The sequence below is a fragment of the Paenibacillus sp. J22P90 genome, from assembly GCF_059692195.1.
In genome coordinates this window covers 504,417-520,718 of sequence record NZ_JCAUAY010000002.1, presented here as the reverse complement: position 1 = coordinate 520,718, position 16,302 = coordinate 504,417, and the positions used below count along the sequence as shown (strand labels likewise).

The following is a 16,302-nucleotide window of genomic DNA, read 5'->3' as shown; positions in this document are numbered from 1 at the left end:
GTTTATGTTTCAATAGGATTCGCTAAGGCTGCATCCGAGTACTGCTCTCTTACACGAAGAATTGCGGGCAGTTGTTTGAAAAAGGCATCAACCACTTGAGGATCGAAGTGCTCACCGCGCTCCTCTTGAAACAATTGAAGAATCCGGTCGAGCTCCCATGCTTTTTTGTAGACACGATCACTGCCGAGTGCATCGAAGACGTCGGCAATGGCTGTGATGCGGCCGTAAATATGGATGTCTTCTCCCTTAATGCCGCGGGGGTAACCACGACCGTTCCATTTCTCATGATGCTCGTAGGCAACTACCGCGGCCGTTTTGAGTATATGGCGGGTTGAGTTCCGAAGCAGGTTGTAGCCAATCACGGTATGATTTTGCATGAGCTTGAACTCGTCATCCGTTAGTTTGCCGGGCTTATTGAGCACCGCATCAGGAATCGCGACCTTCCCGATATCGTGCATTGGCGAGGCTATTTTCAATAGCTCCGCTTCCTCTTGACTCATGCCTAACTCTAGCGCCAGCAAATACGAATACTCGGCAACACGTTTCACATGATTTCCTGTTTCTTTAGAGCGGCTTTCGCCAATTTCGCCCATGCGGAAAATAATTTCTTTCTGCGTCTCTTCGATTTCCATCGTTAGCAGCGCAGACTCCAGTGATTTACCGGCATAGGAAGAGGCCAGCTTCAAATATTCCATATCTTTATCAGAGAATTGCTCGCTGGCGGTTAATTTATTAATCGCTTGATAAGCACCCATAATCTCGCCCTGACTGTTTCGGAAAGGGATGACCATTAAGGCTTTCGTGCGGTATCCGGTTTGTTGATCCGTGCGCAGGGCACCATTTTGCAAATAAGATTTATATTCTTCATTGGTATAAGCATCATGTATAAAGACAGCTTGATCATTCGTCACGGCATAGCCAACTAGGCCAGCGGTGCTTGGGATGCGAATTTCATCCAGTCCATGAGCCACTTTGGACCATAGCTCATTCTTTTGGGTATCGAGCAGCCAGACGGTACAACGATCGGAGACGATCATCTCACGGCCCATATCCGCCATTAGCATAAGAACACGATCTAGCAGCCGTTCATTGGGAATCTTGGCAGCATAGTCGAAAATGACACGCAGCATTTCCTCGGGCTCCAGATCTCTTTTGAATCGGGAGTTGGTTATGATTTGATCTTGCTCCATGTCAGCCTCCAATCGCTTGTCTCTCTCATAGTATCATATATTTGCCAATTATTGATGAACATTTTGCAGAAAAAACCGAAAAATGTCGAATTTATTTTACGAATAGGGAAAGTAAAGAGACTTAGGCGGAATATGATACAATACTCATAATCAATCTATGCTTCTATAATTGGAAAATGAAAGGGGAGTGCTTCCTATGCCGTTGGTCTATGGATTCGTTGGAAGCCTTGTGATAGCTGGCGCAGCTTATTGGAAACGTTCTTTGTCAGTATCCGGGCTAATTGCAGCCGTGCTGCTCGGAACGACGATGTACGCGCTAGGCAGCCTTGCGTGGTTTGGCACGCTGATCGCATTTTTCATCTCCTCGAGCCTTCTCTCTAAGCTCAAGCATCAGCGGAAAGCTGAAGCAGAAAGCGGTTATGCCAAAGGGGGCAGAAGGGACGCCGGACAAGTTGCTGCTAACGGGGGACTAGGTTTATTGCTTTGTATCGGAAATGCCATTTGGCCTAGTCCTGTATGGTGGTTTATATATTTAGGAGTTATGGCAACGGTCAATGCGGATACGTGGGCAACTGAAATTGGCGGAATGAGCAAGTCGGTCCCCAGGTCCATTGTAAATGGGAAGCGGGTCACGGCAGGAACTTCAGGGGGCATTACGGGATTAGGATTGCTAGCTTCCTTGCTTGGCGGGGCGTTCATCGGTCTCATAGGGGGACTATTCAATCAACTTGGGGCATCACAAGAGGTGAGCAGCTCACTCGGTATCATAATCTTGATAGGTGCAATTGCCGGATTAGGCGGATCTCTAATCGATTCTTGGCTCGGGGCGACACTGCAGGTGATGTTTCGTTGTGAAGTTTGCGGTAAAACGATTGAGAAGCAAGAGCACTGTAATCGCAAAGCAAGGCAAATTCGTGGTCTCCGATTGATGAGCAACGATGTGGTTAACGCAGGCTCCTCTTTCGTCGGAGGGTTTATTTGCCTAGCTTTAGGCTCAATTCAAATTATACACTAGGCTCGTTCTGTTCAAGGTTGGATCCAACTGACGACGATTCGGCTGCCGGATGAATTGCATCCTGAAGCTGTTTCTCCAATTGCTTTACTTTCCGCTGCAGCTTGTATTGACGAACCATACCGAAGAGACCCACAATGAGACCGCCTAATAAGGTTGAGGTTAAAATGACAAGAATGAGAGGCGTGGATGTTGTTGTGAACACGAAGTTCACTTGGACTGGCTCCACATTCACGACAGCAAATACAGCAGTAATTAGAGCAAATACTAAAGCGCTGATGAGAATCCATTGCATCTTCATATAGCCATCATCCTCTCTACGTTGAGAAAAAGGTTGAAAGCCTCTGCTTTCAACCTTTTTGTTTTATCCCTGGAGCTTACTTCGTTAGCTCTTCCATTTGATCCAGCAACGAGCTGAATACGCTCATTGCTTGTTTAATCGGCTCCGGTGTGGACATATCCACGCCGGCTTTCTTAAGGATGTTCAGCGAGTAATCGCTGCCGCCGCTCTTCAGGAAGCCAAGGTAGCGATCCACCGCTGGCTGGCCTTCATCCAAAATCTGCTTCGCAAAGGAAGTAGCAGCCGAGAAGCCTGTCGCATATTTATACACATAGAAGCTGTTGTAGAAGTGAGGAATGCGAGCCCATTCCATCTCGATATCTTGATCCACAACCATGTCATTGCCATGGTAGAGCTTATTCAAGCCATAGTAAATTTCACTGAACTCTTGTGGCGTCAAGGAGTCGCCTTGTTCGGATTTCTCATGTGTAATCATCTCGAATTCAGCAAACATCGTTTGACGGAATACCGTCGTCCGGAACTGATCTGCATAGTAGGTCAGCAGGTACATTTTTTCCTTCGGATCGGTTACACGTTTCAATAGATAATCCATGAGCAGGGCTTCATTCAGCGTTGACGCGACTTCGGCTAAGAAGATCGTGTACTGCGCATAACGATATTCCTGGTTCTCATCAGACAAATAGGAATGGATCGCGTGACCCATCTCATGTGTCAACGTGAACATGCTGTTTAAATTGTCTTTGTGGTTCAACAGCACGTAAGGATGCGTACCGTAAGCACCCCAGCTGTAGGCACCATTGCGCTTATTTTTGTTCTCATACACATCGATCCAGTGGTTGTCGAAGCCGTCTTGAAGAATTTTCAAGTAATTTTCGCCGAGCGGAGCCAAGCTTTTCTTGATTTCTTCTTTTGCTTGCTGGTATGTAATATCCATTTTGAACTCTTCGACTAGCGGTGCAAATAGGTCATACATATGTAACTCATCGACCTTGAGCAGCTTTTTACGGAGTTTGAGATACCGCTGCAGCTGTGGCAAGGATTCATGAATGGTGGAAATTAAGTTCGTATACACTTCTTTCTTAATGTTATCCCCGAATAGCGTGGACTCAAGAACAGAAGGGTAGTGACGTGCTTTGGCATAAAAAATGTTTTTGTTGATGTTCGCGCTTAGTGTAGCACCAATCGTATTGCGGTTGTTGCGATACGTTTCATAGACAGCTTTGAACGCATTTTTCCGAACCTCAGGGTCACGGCTCTCCAAGAACTGGATATAGCTGCCGTGGGTAAGCTCGACTTCTTCCCCTTTTTCGTTCTTCACCTTAGGGAACTTCAAATCCGCATTGTTCAGCATGCCGAAAATCGTGCTTGGCGCGCCCGCCATGTTGCCCGCTTGCGCAAGAAGGGCTTCTTGTTCTTTGGACAACGTATGAGGCTTCTGACGAATCATTTCTTCTAGCGTATCTTTATAAAAAGATAAGGAAGGATCATTCACAAGCTGCCCAAGCTTCTCTTCCGAAAGGCTTAGAATTTCTGGCGAGACAAAGGAAAGCGCTTCGCCGACCTCGACGCTGATTTTTTTCGCTTTTTCCGATAAGGCTTGATAAGTAGGTTCCGCTGTATCTTCATGATGCTTCATGTTGGCATAAACATATAATCTTTCCATTTTCACCGAGAGTTCATCTTCCAACTGGAAGATTTGCTTCACCGATGCAGCATCGGTAAGTTTTCCTTGGAAGGCACTGACTTTGCTAAGCGAGCTTTTCACATCTTGAAATTCCTGATCCCAAGCCTTCTGATCGGCAAAAATATCCTCTAACTGCCAACGGTGCTCGGCCGGTACTTGCTTGCGGTCCAATAATTGAGTCATCGGAGCCCTCCTGTCCTTGTTTTGAAATTGGGGTAAGCTGGTATCCTTTGCGTGTAAATCAGCGATGGGGACGGTGCTTAGAAGAATTCCCATTGCTGCCGTTACATAAAGAAGGCGCATTGCGGTCACGCTCCCGGCATGTTCCCATGAGGGACGTTCTAACTGAAATCCCATTTCATGGTTTTCACCTAGTATGACCGATTGCATGTTCAATTATTATACAAAACAAACGACTCCGTCGTCCATTGAGGACGATGGTGTACGAATGGTTTATATCACGAAATTCAAGTTCCTGCTCGGAAGAAGCTTAGCACAATCAGTATGAAGGAAATGGAAACCATCACAATCGCCAATAAGGCAAGATAACGTTTCATTTGTGCTGGGAGAGAGTCTTTTTTCATTATCAAAATAATCGCCAGGCAAAAGGATACAATTACAAATGTGAGAATAGATCCAGAATCGGTCATCGAAAATCATCCTTTTTCCTATAGAGTATGATACTTGTTCCAAAATATAGAATTTATATGTTCACTTAATAAATCGGCTATATTTCTCCATAAACGCTCTCGTCCGCATAGGACGGCGGAGTCGTTTATTTTGTATCATACTAATTTTCGCTACATGGGGTCAAACTCCTTTTTCATCCGGCATGCTGCATCGTATCTCTCGTTGATTCCTCATCTTCTTCCTCTTTAACGAGGATGAACTTGCCGCGCGAATCCATCTTGACCGTATAGCGGTCCTCAGGGGAAATTTGTGCTTCTTCACTTAACTCTTTAGGCAGTGTTAACTGTCCGCTATCCCCGACATGTACTTGATAGCCAATCATTTTGGACCATTTGCCTGCACCGAGCACAAGGACGATAAGCAGACCGATAAATAACCATTTGCCTAACGGGTTAGATGCGAAGAAAGGGGATAGGAACTTTTCTCCCGTAATCATTTTTCCTGCCGTAAGTGCAAGCACACCCGCACCGATGTAAATAATCGAGGGAAATTTTTCGATCCATTTGATGAACAGAGTGCTTCCCCAGACGACGATAGGGACACTAATTAAGAGACCGATAACCACAAGCAGGAAATTTCCGTGTGCCGCGCCAGCGACAGCAATGACATTATCTAACCCCATGACGGCATCTGCGATAATAATCGTTCGAATGGCGGCCCACATGGTGTCTTTGACTTGCATATTCTCGTGATTTTTCTTCTCGCTGAGAAGCTTATACGAAATCCATAGCAGCAGGATCCCACCGATCAACAGTAGACCAGGTATCTTGAGCAACGTTACAACCAACAGCGTGGCTAGTGCACGAATGACAATCGCTCCGACCGTACCCCAGAGAATAACCTTCTTTTGCGTTTCTTTTTTCAAATTCCGTGCAGCCATCCCAATGACAATTGCGTTATCCCCTGCCAGTACCAAGTCAATTAGAATAATGCTAAGCAGTGAGACGAAAAAGCCTGTTGATAACCAATCCATACGCGAACACACTCCTTCAGGTTTTTTAGATGCAAAAAGAGCCCAGCACCATTGTCCGGTGAAGGCTCTAATTCATCAAAAAAGACCTTCACCAATTGTATTTGGCAAAGGTCTTGCTAACAACGTTGTCGTTGCCAATAAAGCCGGGACCTGATGAGGATCCGAATTGACGACTTTACTGTATCAGCTACTCCCCTTTGGAGTGTTACTATGAGTTTATACGTTTAGTATATGCGATGCGTTTCAAAATAGTCCTACTTTTTAAACGTTTTTAAAAGCGTCCATAATGGCTTGCCATTCTTCTTCTGTGCCATCGAACTTATCTTTGGCAAAACGCTCGCCAGCCCAATGCAGCATGGCAGGTCGTCCAATAAATGTGTGGCACTCTTCGCCCCATTGATCGCTGATTTCTGTCAGGACAATTTTCGTGCCTTGCACCTCGACATTTAGCATGTTCCATTTATCTTTTTTATAAATCGTATGTCTCTTAAAGGGTTGATGTGACATGGCTGTTCCTCGTTTCTGTAATAAGCTTATAGATGTAACAATGGTATCATAAAATCTAGCTATTTCCAAACAGGCTTATCTCATGTTAAAATCCTCCTAATCCTTTCCAGAGGGAAGGGGTTATGAGCCGAGTTAGATGAGGAGAGATGAGCATGGAACAGAAGCGTGTTTATGAGCAAGTTGGGGTTGCAATGACCTCGAGATCGTATGTGGAATACGAGAAAATGTTTATGTTGCAGACAGAAGATTTAATTGGCAAACGAGTACTAGATGTCTCCGGTGGTGCCTCTTCGTTTACAACAGAAGCAAGGCAGCTGGGAATCGACGCAGAAGCAGTTGATCCCTTATATGAGAAGTCGCCAAACGCAATTGCTGAGCATGGGATGCAAGAAATTGAGTTTGTTGCCGTCAAAATGGCGAAGTTAGTAGATGTCTATGACTGGACGTTTTATGGTTCTATCGAGCAGCATAAGCAAGGAAGGGTTCAAGCGCTGCAGCGATTTATTGATGATTATTCCAGCTCAGAAGGTGCGGCTAGGTATCATACAGCTTCCTTACCTTCGCTGCCGTTTCATGCGGAGAGCTTTGATCTTGTCATGTGCAGTCATTTTCTATTTCTGTATGAAGAACAGTTTGATTATGCATTTCATTTAGCAGCCCTTAGAGAGTTACTTCGTGTGTGCAAACGAGGCGGCGAGGTGAGAGTGTACCCGCTGCTGAATTTCCGTACCGTGGAATATACACATCTTCAAGACCTTATTGTTGAATTGGAAAATGAGGGATTCACCCTCCAGAAGAGAGAAGCTAGTCTACCTTTTCTACCGAATTCTCACCAATTTTTAAGCATAAAAAAAGAGCCCTCTGCATAGTGGAAAACCTTGGTGCATCAACAAATTTCAGCTTATCCACCGCGGAATTTCCGTTGATTTTTCACCATGCAAATGGTATAATTTCCTTATTCGTCATAGATGGCGATATTTTTAGGAGGTTGTTCATTTGAAGGGTACAGTGAAATGGTTTAACGCAGAAAAAGGGTACGGTTTCATTTCTGTTGATGGAGGCGACGATGTATTCGTTCACTTCTCCGCAATTCAGGGCGAAGGATTCAAAACATTAGAAGAAGGCCAATCCGTTGAGTTTGATATTACTCAAGGCAACCGTGGTCCTCAAGCAGCTAACGTCACCAAATTATAAGATTCTGGGACTCCCTACTTATAAATAGTGTCATAGCACAAGCAATAAAGACAGTTCTCGGGTTCACTCGGGGCTGTCTTTTTTGTTTGCTGGGCATGGAATAAATTGCAAAAAAAGCAAGCTTAGCACTTCCTTAACAGGGAGTTTGCATAGGCTTGCTTTTTTGTATGCTTATTTCGGCGGGTATAAGCCGTGCCATAGGATGTCAATAATTTGCGTAGCGGCTTCCCCTTCATGAGGAAACATTTTATCCCCATTGCCATCATGCGCATGTCCCATCATGAGAAGCGAGGTATAGGCGCGTGCTACGACACGAGGATCTACTGCACCAATTTCACCGGACGCGATCGATTTGCGGAACTCCTCCTCCAACGCATCCAGAATGCCCTGTTCGGATTTGCGCATGGCTTTCATTTGCTCCTCGGAAAGTGTAGCTTCCATCTTGCGCATGAAGGAATGCAGATCGAAATCGATCGCTTTCAGATGTCCCTCGGTAATCCGAAGCAGTCTTTCGCGAAGCGATGTAGGCGCGCTTAAATGCTTAATCGTTACGCGTCTCACATTTTCCATCAACTGTATCATGGAGGCAGTTAGAAGGTCTGATTTGGAAGGAAAATAATAATAGACCGATGCTTTCGTGACCTGACATTCTTTGGCGATATCGTCCATGGAGACAGAATCGAAGCCCCGCGACAAGAACAAGGGGATGGCTGTCATTAAAATTTTTTGATTAAGAGGCAATTCGCCCTGTGAGACACGGGGTCTGCCCAGAGGTTTTGATTTTTTTTCCATAAGTTGTGTCACTCCTGAGGCGTTTCTAAATAACGCTTGATTAATTAACTATGTAGTATATATAATTAATTCTGCACTAAGATTAATTATATCACTAATTCATTTAATAGGAGAGAGGCTCACGATGCACGAAAATCCTTTGTTCAGTAAAATAGGCGGTATGGTTGCAGGTCGCCGCAGCAAATGGGTAACTCTGGCCGTCTGGATTTTACTTACAGGCATATTATCTGTCTTTTTACCTAACGTCAATTCACAAGAAAATAACGCAGCACGGCAGCTGCCAACTGATTCATGGTCGCTTGAAGCAGCGGCGCTCATGAAGGAGCAGTTCCCAAGTAACGAAGGCGTCCCGGCGCTCGTTGTTTGGTATCGTGGAGCAGGATTAACGGATGCAGATTTGGCTGGGATTCAAAAGGTTTCCAAACAGCTAACCGATGTCCCGTTAGCCGGTCAAAAGGGATTGCCTCCACTGCATACGATGCCGGCGCCAGCGCTAAAGAGCATGGTATCCAAGGACGGCAAGCTCTTGGTTATGCCGATTTCGTTTAATGAAGGGACGGAAACGGAAGTCCTTCAGGAAAGCATGACGAAGCTGGAAGAGGTCGCTGTCAGTCAATTAGGGAGTGATCCCTTTGAGGCTAAGGTAGACGAAGAGGGGCTGCATGCCCGCATTACCGGGCCAGTCGGCATTCAAACGGATGCTACGGCGCTTTTCAAAGGAGCAGACTTTACGCTGTTGTTAGCAACGGTGCTGCTTGTACTTATTCTGCTTATTTTATTATATCGCTCGCCAATTCTAGCTATCATTCCATTGATCGGTGTCGGATTTGCCTATGGCGTCATTTCACCTCTACTGGGATTCATGGCTAAACAAGGCTGGATCACAGTTGACGCACAGTCGATCTCGATTATGACCGTATTGCTGTTTGGTGCTGGTACGGATTATTGCCTCTTCTTCGTTGCCCGTTATCGCCAAGCGTTATTGGAGGAGAAAGACAAGTATAGTGCACTTCGCACTTCATTTGGAGGATCAACAGGTGCCATAGGGATGAGTGGACTCACCGTTATTGTTTCCTTACTAGGCTTATTATTTGCTCAGTATGGTTCGAATCACCGATTTGCAATCCCGTTCAGTGTTGCCATCTTCATCATGGCTTTAGCAAGTCTTACGCTTGTACCAGCGCTGCTCGCCATCATTGGCCGCGTGTCGTTCTTTCCGTTCATCCCATTGACCGCGGAGATGCGGGCAGAGAAAGAAGCGCGCAAAGGGAAGCGTATTCGCGAGCAAAAGCCTGTTGGTGCAATGAATGCAGCACTTGGCCGTATCGTGACGGAAAAACCGAAAAGTGTACTTGCCGTCTCTTTGATAGTTCTCATCACGCTTGCGGCGTTTGCGCCGCAAATCAAGTTTACGTATAACATTTTGGAGTCTTTCCCTTCCACGATGGCGTCCCGCGAAGGCTTTAGCTTGTTATCCGAGCATGTATCGCCAGGCTCATTAGCGCCAGTTAAAGTGGTCGTCAATACGGAAGGTAAAAGTGTGGATGTCCAAGGAGCGCTTACGAAGCTGCCTTATGTAGAATCGGTAAGTAAACCAGAGGATAGCAAGAAGGACGCCAGCTATAAGGCGTATGAGTTGATTTTCAAACAAGATCCATATGATTTGGAAGTGATTGATCGGATTCCTGAAATTCGGAGCACGGTGGAGATGAAGCTGGCAGAGGCAGGTGCAGCTGCGGGGCAGGTTTGGGTTGGCGGTGAAACCGCAACGCAATATGATACGAAAACCGTTGTAGAGCGCGATACCAAGATTGTTATTCCTGTTGTTATCACCGTAATCGCGATACTTTTACTCGTATATTTGCGTTCCATTGTTGCAACCATCTATTTGATCGCGACTGTGTTACTCTCGTATTATTCGGCTTTAGGCGCCGGATGGCTCATTTTGCACTATTTCATGGATACAGCAGCCATTCAAGGATTAATCCCGCTGTACGCGTTCGTCTTCCTCGTGGCCTTAGGAGAGGACTACAATATTTTCATGATTTCGAGCATTTGGCAGGAAAGAAATCGATTGAAGCTGAAGGATGCCATTCGATTAGGCGTGAGCTCAACGAGCAGCGTCATTACCTCCGCCGGATTGATTTTGGCAGGCACCTTTGCGGTTCTAGCCTCGCTGCCGATTCAAGTGCTTGTGCAGTTCGGCGTCATCTGTGCAGTCGGTGTAATCCTCGATACGTTCATTGTAAGGCCGTTCCTCGTACCTTCCATAACGATGCTGCTTGGTGATGCTGTTTTCTGGCCAAGTAAAGTGAAGAGAGGGTCGCAGGTTCAGGAGACATTAACCAATAATTAGTAGAAAAAAGGAGCTGCCCGCATGTTGCGGACAGCTCCTACTAGTTAGTCGATAATTTGAAGAATCTCGTCTACTTCTTTACGTGCCATTTTACCAGGCTTTTCCTTCGGATAACCGAGGGAAATGACCATGTTGATTTGATATTCAGCAGGAATATCAAGATAAGCTCTGATTTGATCCTGTGCAAGCAATACAGGACCTGTCATCGGGCATGTTGCTAAGCCTCTAGCATGAGCGGCAAGCATCAGGTTCTGGGAAGCTAAGCAGGAGCTCTTGATACCTTCCTCGGCCCAAACATGGTCATCAACCAATTGAATCGGGTCGAAGATACGATCACGGAACTTGGACTCATACGGTGTCGCCAAGCAAATGATGAGAACAGGCGCATCCGAGAAAGCCGTTGCGTAAGGTCCGAATGATCTTACGAGCATGCGCGCTTCTCTGGATAGTCCCTTCTCCTCAGCCTCCGCGGCACGCAGGTGGAGCTGATCCCAGGTCAATTGCTCAATATGTTTGATTTTTTCTGTATTTCGAATGGCGATAAATTTCCACGTTTGTGAATTCGTATCACTAGGAGCATAGCGTGCACAGTCGATAATCTCACGAATATCTTCTACTGCGACTGCTTGCTCTGTAAAGTTGCGGATGCTGCGTCGTTCTAAAACAATTGCTTTGAAATCTTCATACTTCATAGTAAATGTGTACCTGCCTTTGCTGCTCATATTATTCTGTAGAATTTGTTACTTGGTACTAAGACTATATCCTTATTATAGGGGAGATAGGCTGGGAGCACAACTACCGCGAAGCGTATAGATGTGACGTTTTTCTTATCATCGACTAGGAAGAGCATCCTCATTCTTTTGAAACAGATATGTACACAGAAAACCGATGGCTGATGTTGTCGATAAGCAAGCGGCTATGAAATATACGGTACTTCCACCTGCTGCATTATAGAGCCAACCGCCAGCTGTGCCGCTAATTAAGCCCGCGATACTGGACCAGGCGACAGCGAAAATAGCTTGGCCTGAGGAGCGATACTCATCCGGAATAATTTGGCTCAAATAACGATTCGCCGTGAATAAGAAAACACCGAACGTTAAGCTGTGCAAAAGCTGAATGCCGATGACCCATGTTGGATCTTGGATAATGCCCATCATGATGAAGCGGAACGCATAAATCACCCCGGCAAAGGCTAGTAAGGGAAGCTCTTTAAACCGATGCCCGTGCTTGCTGAGATAGAAAAAGACAGGAATTTCACTAAGCGCCGAAGTCATCCATGCGTAGCCAATGAGCGAATCCGATGCGCCTAGCTGACGCATATAGAGGGCTAAGAAACCGTCATTGAATCGATGTGAAACCGACATGATGACCACGAGCAGTAGGAACCATAGGAATTTTTTGGAGCGAATGATTTGCACCATCCCCCCGAAAGCCATCTTCTTGCCGCCTTGACGCGTATCTTTTAATAGTAGAAGAATGACTAACGTACAGCTGATTGTGATAAAAAGCAGGACAGGCGTTAGCCCTGTGCCGTATAAGCGAAGCAATAAACCGAAGACGCCAGCAGACACCGCAAAGCCGATGGATCCGTACGCGCGGAAAGAGGCGTAGCTTTTCCCGCTGGAGCGAATATGCAGCATGACTTGACTGTCATTCAAGGAATTTACCGGCTGCTGAAAGAAGAAAAACGCAGCCAAGCAGACATAGAGCAGGGAAAACCAGCCTGCCGTAAATACCAAGACCGCGGTGACAAGCTGACCGAGGATCAGAATAATCATGATTTTTTTAACAGTTTGATAGCGATCGCTGAGGAACCCCCAGAGAAGGTTGGTTGCGATGCCAATCAAAGGTCCGATGGCATATAACAAGCCGATTTGGATTTTAGAATACCCTTTGTAATCGAAATACAGCGGGAAAAAAGTAACAACAATTCCCATCGTCATAAAAAAGGAAAAAGTAAACATTTTAAGTAAGCGGTCATTCGTATCCGCCGGATTAGATCTAGACAAGCGTAATCATCACCATTTCATTACTTATTTTCTTGCACTTGGCTAGGTTGCTGTACGTCAGCTGTTCGTTTGAGCACGTAGATAACGACGAGCAACTCTGCCAGCATGCCGATAGATTGTGCCAGCGCGCCAATCATGCCGTTCCAGCCGGGAACCGTTGCAATGGCAACGAATAAAGTGAATACCGTAATAGTAGCATTCGCAGATTGCGAGAAAACCATGATTTTTGTTTGGCCCCGCAGCATAATAATGCCATTCATATAATCAAGCCATGGGAATACAATCGTCATAATCATAAAAATACGCATAGCGCTTAAACTCGCGTGTTTTAACTCGGCATTGACGCCCATCACATGTGTCATAAACCAAGGGCCAATCGGTGTGTAGGCCAGTATGGCAATGAGTGTTCCTGGAATGAAGCTCAGCAGGAGAATGAATTTTTTAACACGTTCAGCATCTTTGCGATAGAAATTAAGAACGATTTGATGTATGTACGAGAAAAAACTCATCACTAATTGAGTCAAGGAGCCAGCGATCGCAAAAGACGAGATGGCGAGATGGATATGTGTTGTTTTGCCTAACATCGCATTAATAGAAGGCCCGATAATAACGGCAATTACAGATGAATATAAGAGCGGTTTATAAAATGTGAAAATTTGCTGCTTCGTCTCAATTGGATGGTTCGGTGCTTTTTCAGGAATGACGCGCTTCAGTAAGCTTGTACCTTCCCAAATCGCAATAGAGGCCTCAATGATCATCCCGACGAGGAAAATAATGGCACCTACTTTGCCGCTGGAGACATTATCCGTTGTGATGAAATATAAAGATAACAAGTACATGGCAATGATTCTGACGCCCATACCAATGGTTAGCCATTTGGTCCGCATGTTGAAAATAATAATCCCGTGAAATAAACAACGTAGTCCCGAGAAGATGCTCACGTACATGAGAATACGGTAAACACTTAACGTTGCGGCAAGTATTTCGCGTTCAACGCCAAAAAAATAAAGAAACACCCATTCGCCAACCGGTGTGTAACAGAGTATGAGACCAAGCAGTATGATGCAGGCAAACACATAAGAGCTGACAACGCCCATGGCGCGGAACGAAACACGGTCCCTGACAAGTGCAGAGCAGGCTTGTCGGAGCAAGACGACGGGTCTTTCCGTCAATCCTAGAAGACTTAGGGGAATAGCATAGGTGGCGATGACGAGCTCGGGATTATCGGCTCTGGCCAACGTACTATTGATAATAACATGTGAGAGGGTTACAAGCGTTGCAGAAAGTCCGAGGGGGAGGAAAAAGGAGATGAGCTGTTTCCATGTGATTGTTTCTGGTAATGTCTTAGCGGTCATCCAAATCGCACTCCTTCGTGTTTTGCAAAACATTTCTTAAGTATATCAGAAAATGAAATGAGGATGACATACAATTTTAACTGGAAACCCAAGGATTGAAGTGATACATTTAAAGGTAGAATGTTTCTTGAACAAGACATACTGCTTTGCCTGCAAGGAGGTATTAAGGCATGAATAGTTATTTTCAGTTCGATGAGAGGCTCGGTATTGAGATTCCCGTTTTGGATTTGGAATGGGAAATGTACGATGCTGCTGTTCGCATCGATCTCTTATTAAGGTGGGAGCAAATACGAGGCGTTATTCCAGATCGTATTGTGAAATTGGAAGCACAAATTATTGAAAAGCAAAATAAACTCGATCAGGAAGACGATTTTATAACCTCTTGCCGTTTGAATTCCGATATTGCTGACTTGGCTTCAATCATAAATGATCTTCATCTCTGGTTCCGTACTAATCAGGATTTGGAATCAAAAACGCACCATTAATGGTTGTCTATGAAGGGAGAATGACTGCATGCAAAGCAATAAGGATGGGAATAACTGGGTAGGGACGATAGCCAAACCTCTTCTGGAACATCTCCCTGCGCTTTATCCGATTGAAGAATGGGATGTGGCGATGGATGCACGTATAGATACGCTGTCAGCTTCGCTGATTACGCAAGGAAGTCCTGAGCAGCTGCCCTACGGTCTAGCGATTAAAGCCGGTCTTTTTCTTCTCAATGAAAGCCTTGATAAATCACACGAAATCGCGCAGGACATTACGAATCCAACTGGAAGCTACTGGCATGCGCTGATGCATCGTATGGAAGGCGACTATAGCAATGCGAAATACTGGTTTAACGATGTTGGCCATCATCCTATTTTTTCTAATCTAATCCAATGTGTAAGAGATAATTTATCGCTCAAGGACTTTATGGAGTTGGAAAATGATGCTCTGCGTCATAAGCTTGAAGTACTTGTAACATCGCCTGTCTGGAATCCTTATGTATTTATTGATGTGGTTGAGATCCAAGTCTCTTTAGTGCAAAATCCAACCGTGGACGGCTGGTTACGGCACATACAGCGAGCTGAAATGCAGTTATTACTTCAATTTTGCTATGAACAAAGTTGTGGAGGAAGTTTGCTTGAAGCAATTGGACAGAAGTAGGATAAGGATTAGGAGCCATGCGAAGGTTCCGCAAGGGCCTGTTCGGTTAATGTTTAGTGTGTATCGCTATATTTTACCAGAAGTTAATGAGCAGTTGACCCGCTGGAAAAGAAAAGCCGCGAATATTACCGATGAAGAGCTTCGTACTCAAGCGCTAGCTAGCATTGCGACGAAGCAATTCCATTGCCAAGGAGGAGCTGTGTATGCAGCTGCTCATTTATCGATGCGCCATGTGCTCATTCCACTTATCGTAGCTTTCCAATCGATCAGCGACTACTTAGACAATTTATGTGACCGCAGTACGTCACTGGACCCGCTGGATTTTCGCCAATTGCATCAAGCAATGCTGGATGCGGTGGATCCTGCGAAGCCTCAGCACGATTATTATGCGTTCCGAGATGAGAAGGAAGACGACGGTTATTTACTTGAGCTTGTCCAGCAATGTCAGACATCAATTAGTCAGATGCCTTCGTATCCGAAGGTCGCCGACCAAGTGAAAGAATTCGTTGCTTTGTACTGTGATTTACAGGTGTACAAGCATATTCGTAAGGATTTGCGTGAGGCCCAGCTGCATCAATGGTGGAATAACCATCACCATAAGTATCATCAAATCGACTGGAATGAATTTGCTGCCGCTACGGGTTCGACCTTAGGCATGTTTATGCTGTTTCTGGCTGCTTGTGATCCTGATCTGACGGATAAGCAGGTGGAAGCTATTCGAGAAGCGTATTTTCCTTATGTTTGTAGTCTACATATCCTGCTTGATTATTTAATAGATCAAGAAGAAGATAAGGAAGGCGGAGACCTCAATTTCTGTACCTACTATGACTCCTTGGATACAACCGTAGAGCGAATCGCTTTCATCGTGCAAGAGGCGAGAAGTAAAATTTTGTTCTTGGAACATCCGAGATTTCATCGTATGATAATCGAAGGTTTGCTTGCTCTCTATTTATCTGACCCGAAGGTCAACAGTCAACACCATGTGAAGAAAATCTCAAAGCGTCTGATGAAAAATAGTCCATTAACCAGGCTTTTTTTCTGGATAAATAGCATGTATATCCGTACGACATCATGAATGTCATGCACAAGAATT

General features: G+C 45.2%; 16 protein-coding genes. 7 read left to right on the top strand and 9 right to left on the bottom strand.

What is annotated here, in order from left to right; all coding sequences use genetic code 11:
- Nucleotides 1-2: 2 nt before the first annotated feature.
- Nucleotides 3-1,190: a GAF and HD-GYP domain-containing protein gene (locus tag AC58UX_RS07145; protein WP_497250899.1), complete on the bottom strand. Its 1,188-nt coding sequence runs from the start codon at nt 1,188-1,190 to the stop codon at nt 3-5.
- A gap of 196 nt (nt 1,191-1,386) precedes the next feature.
- On the opposite strand from AC58UX_RS07145, the gene AC58UX_RS07140 reads away from it, so the two are divergent.
- Nucleotides 1,387-2,205: a DUF92 domain-containing protein gene (locus tag AC58UX_RS07140; protein WP_497250897.1), complete on the top strand. Its 819-nt coding sequence runs from the start codon at nt 1,387-1,389 to the stop codon at nt 2,203-2,205.
- Here the strand turns inward: AC58UX_RS07140 and AC58UX_RS07135 are convergent.
- The 4 genes from AC58UX_RS07135 to AC58UX_RS07120 form a co-directional block, all read right to left on the bottom strand.
- Nucleotides 2,195-2,503 carry a LapA family protein gene (locus AC58UX_RS07135; protein ID WP_497250895.1) on the bottom strand — a complete coding sequence of 103 codons (309 nt, stop codon included), beginning with the start codon at nt 2,501-2,503 and terminating at the stop codon, nt 2,195-2,197. The genes AC58UX_RS07140 and AC58UX_RS07135 overlap by 11 nt on opposite strands.
- A gap of 76 nt (nt 2,504-2,579) precedes the next feature.
- Nucleotides 2,580-4,370, bottom strand: a complete 1,791-nt coding sequence (pepF, locus tag AC58UX_RS07130; RefSeq protein ID WP_497250893.1) for an oligoendopeptidase F — start codon at nt 4,368-4,370, stop codon at nt 2,580-2,582.
- A 640-nt stretch (nt 4,371-5,010) separates the two neighbouring features.
- Complete coding sequence (locus AC58UX_RS07125; protein ID WP_497250891.1) at nt 5,011-5,850, bottom strand: TerC family protein; 840 nt, start codon at nt 5,848-5,850, stop codon at nt 5,011-5,013.
- A gap of 261 nt (nt 5,851-6,111) precedes the next feature.
- Nucleotides 6,112-6,357: a hypothetical protein gene (locus AC58UX_RS07120; protein ID WP_497250889.1), complete on the bottom strand. Its 246-nt coding sequence runs from the start codon at nt 6,355-6,357 to the stop codon at nt 6,112-6,114.
- 152 nt (nt 6,358-6,509) lie between these two features.
- Here AC58UX_RS07120 and AC58UX_RS07115 point away from each other — a divergent pair, with 152 nt between their 5' ends.
- A complete protein-coding gene (locus AC58UX_RS07115; protein WP_497250887.1) occupies nt 6,510-7,226 on the top strand; it encodes a class I SAM-dependent methyltransferase in 717 nt (238 codons plus the stop codon).
- 127 nt (nt 7,227-7,353) lie between these two features.
- The gene (locus tag AC58UX_RS07110) at nt 7,354-7,551 is read left to right on the top strand and encodes a cold shock domain-containing protein (protein WP_028556542.1); all 198 of its coding nucleotides are present in this window, start codon (nt 7,354-7,356) and stop codon (nt 7,549-7,551) included.
- A 171-nt stretch (nt 7,552-7,722) separates the two neighbouring features.
- Here AC58UX_RS07110 and AC58UX_RS07105 read toward each other — a convergent pair whose 3' ends face one another.
- Nucleotides 7,723-8,343 carry a TetR/AcrR family transcriptional regulator gene (locus AC58UX_RS07105; RefSeq protein WP_497250885.1) on the bottom strand — a complete coding sequence of 207 codons (621 nt, stop codon included), beginning with the start codon at nt 8,341-8,343 and terminating at the stop codon, nt 7,723-7,725.
- A 124-nt stretch (nt 8,344-8,467) separates the two neighbouring features.
- Between AC58UX_RS07105 and AC58UX_RS07100 the strand changes: the two genes are divergently transcribed.
- Nucleotides 8,468-10,699 (top strand): MMPL family transporter, encoded by a 2,232-nt coding sequence (locus AC58UX_RS07100; RefSeq protein WP_497250883.1) that lies wholly within the window; start codon nt 8,468-8,470, stop codon nt 10,697-10,699.
- A gap of 44 nt (nt 10,700-10,743) precedes the next feature.
- Here AC58UX_RS07100 and AC58UX_RS07095 read toward each other — a convergent pair whose 3' ends face one another.
- The 3 genes from AC58UX_RS07095 to AC58UX_RS07085 form a co-directional block, all read right to left on the bottom strand.
- Nucleotides 10,744-11,391: a nitroreductase family protein gene (locus tag AC58UX_RS07095; protein ID WP_497250882.1), complete on the bottom strand. Its 648-nt coding sequence runs from the start codon at nt 11,389-11,391 to the stop codon at nt 10,744-10,746.
- 138 nt (nt 11,392-11,529) lie between these two features.
- Nucleotides 11,530-12,708, bottom strand: a complete 1,179-nt coding sequence (locus tag AC58UX_RS07090) for an MFS transporter (RefSeq protein WP_497250880.1) — start codon at nt 12,706-12,708, stop codon at nt 11,530-11,532.
- Nucleotides 12,709-12,728: 20 nt separating this feature from the next.
- Entirely contained in the window at nt 12,729-14,063 is a 1,335-nt protein-coding gene (locus AC58UX_RS07085) for a multi antimicrobial extrusion protein MatE (protein ID WP_497250878.1), read from the bottom strand.
- Nucleotides 14,064-14,233: 170 nt separating this feature from the next.
- Between AC58UX_RS07085 and AC58UX_RS07080 the strand changes: the two genes are divergently transcribed.
- Genes AC58UX_RS07080 through AC58UX_RS07070 form a run of 3 tightly spaced genes read left to right on the top strand, consistent with a single transcriptional unit; the run spans nt 14,234 to nt 16,284 of the window.
- Entirely contained in the window at nt 14,234-14,548 is a 315-nt protein-coding gene (locus AC58UX_RS07080) for a hypothetical protein (RefSeq protein WP_497250876.1), read from the top strand.
- Nucleotides 14,549-14,576: 28 nt separating this feature from the next.
- Entirely contained in the window at nt 14,577-15,209 is a 633-nt protein-coding gene (locus tag AC58UX_RS07075) for a hypothetical protein (protein WP_497250874.1), read from the top strand.
- Between the two features lie 49 nt (nt 15,210-15,258).
- The gene (locus tag AC58UX_RS07070) at nt 15,259-16,284 is read left to right on the top strand and encodes a tetraprenyl-beta-curcumene synthase family protein (RefSeq protein WP_497252105.1); all 1,026 of its coding nucleotides are present in this window, start codon (nt 15,259-15,261) and stop codon (nt 16,282-16,284) included.
- Nucleotides 16,285-16,302: the final 18 nt, after the last annotated feature.

Coding starts and splice junctions, on each gene's coding strand:
- AC58UX_RS07070 (WP_497252105.1), top strand. CDS start 15,259: ATGTTTAGTGTGTATCGCTATATTTTACCAGAAGTTAATGAGCAGTTG.
- AC58UX_RS07095 (WP_497250882.1), bottom strand. CDS start 11,391: ATGAAGTATGAAGATTTCAAAGCAATTGTTTTAGAACGACGCAGCATC.
- AC58UX_RS07120 (WP_497250889.1), bottom strand. CDS start 6,357: ATGTCACATCAACCCTTTAAGAGACATACGATTTATAAAAAAGATAAA.
- AC58UX_RS07100 (WP_497250883.1), top strand. CDS start 8,468: ATGCACGAAAATCCTTTGTTCAGTAAAATAGGCGGTATGGTTGCAGGT.
- AC58UX_RS07135 (WP_497250895.1), bottom strand. CDS start 2,503: ATGAAGATGCAATGGATTCTCATCAGCGCTTTAGTATTTGCTCTAATT.
- AC58UX_RS07145 (WP_497250899.1), bottom strand. CDS start 1,190: ATGGAGCAAGATCAAATCATAACCAACTCCCGATTCAAAAGAGATCTG.
- AC58UX_RS07115 (WP_497250887.1), top strand. CDS start 6,510: ATGGAACAGAAGCGTGTTTATGAGCAAGTTGGGGTTGCAATGACCTCG.
- pepF (WP_497250893.1), bottom strand. CDS start 4,370: ATGACTCAATTATTGGACCGCAAGCAAGTACCGGCCGAGCACCGTTGG.
- AC58UX_RS07105 (WP_497250885.1), bottom strand. CDS start 8,343: ATGGAAAAAAAATCAAAACCTCTGGGCAGACCCCGTGTCTCACAGGGC.
- AC58UX_RS07125 (WP_497250891.1), bottom strand. CDS start 5,850: ATGGATTGGTTATCAACAGGCTTTTTCGTCTCACTGCTTAGCATTATT.
- AC58UX_RS07140 (WP_497250897.1), top strand. CDS start 1,387: ATGCCGTTGGTCTATGGATTCGTTGGAAGCCTTGTGATAGCTGGCGCA.
- AC58UX_RS07080 (WP_497250876.1), top strand. CDS start 14,234: ATGAATAGTTATTTTCAGTTCGATGAGAGGCTCGGTATTGAGATTCCC.
- AC58UX_RS07075 (WP_497250874.1), top strand. CDS start 14,577: ATGCAAAGCAATAAGGATGGGAATAACTGGGTAGGGACGATAGCCAAA.
- AC58UX_RS07085 (WP_497250878.1), bottom strand. CDS start 14,063: ATGACCGCTAAGACATTACCAGAAACAATCACATGGAAACAGCTCATC.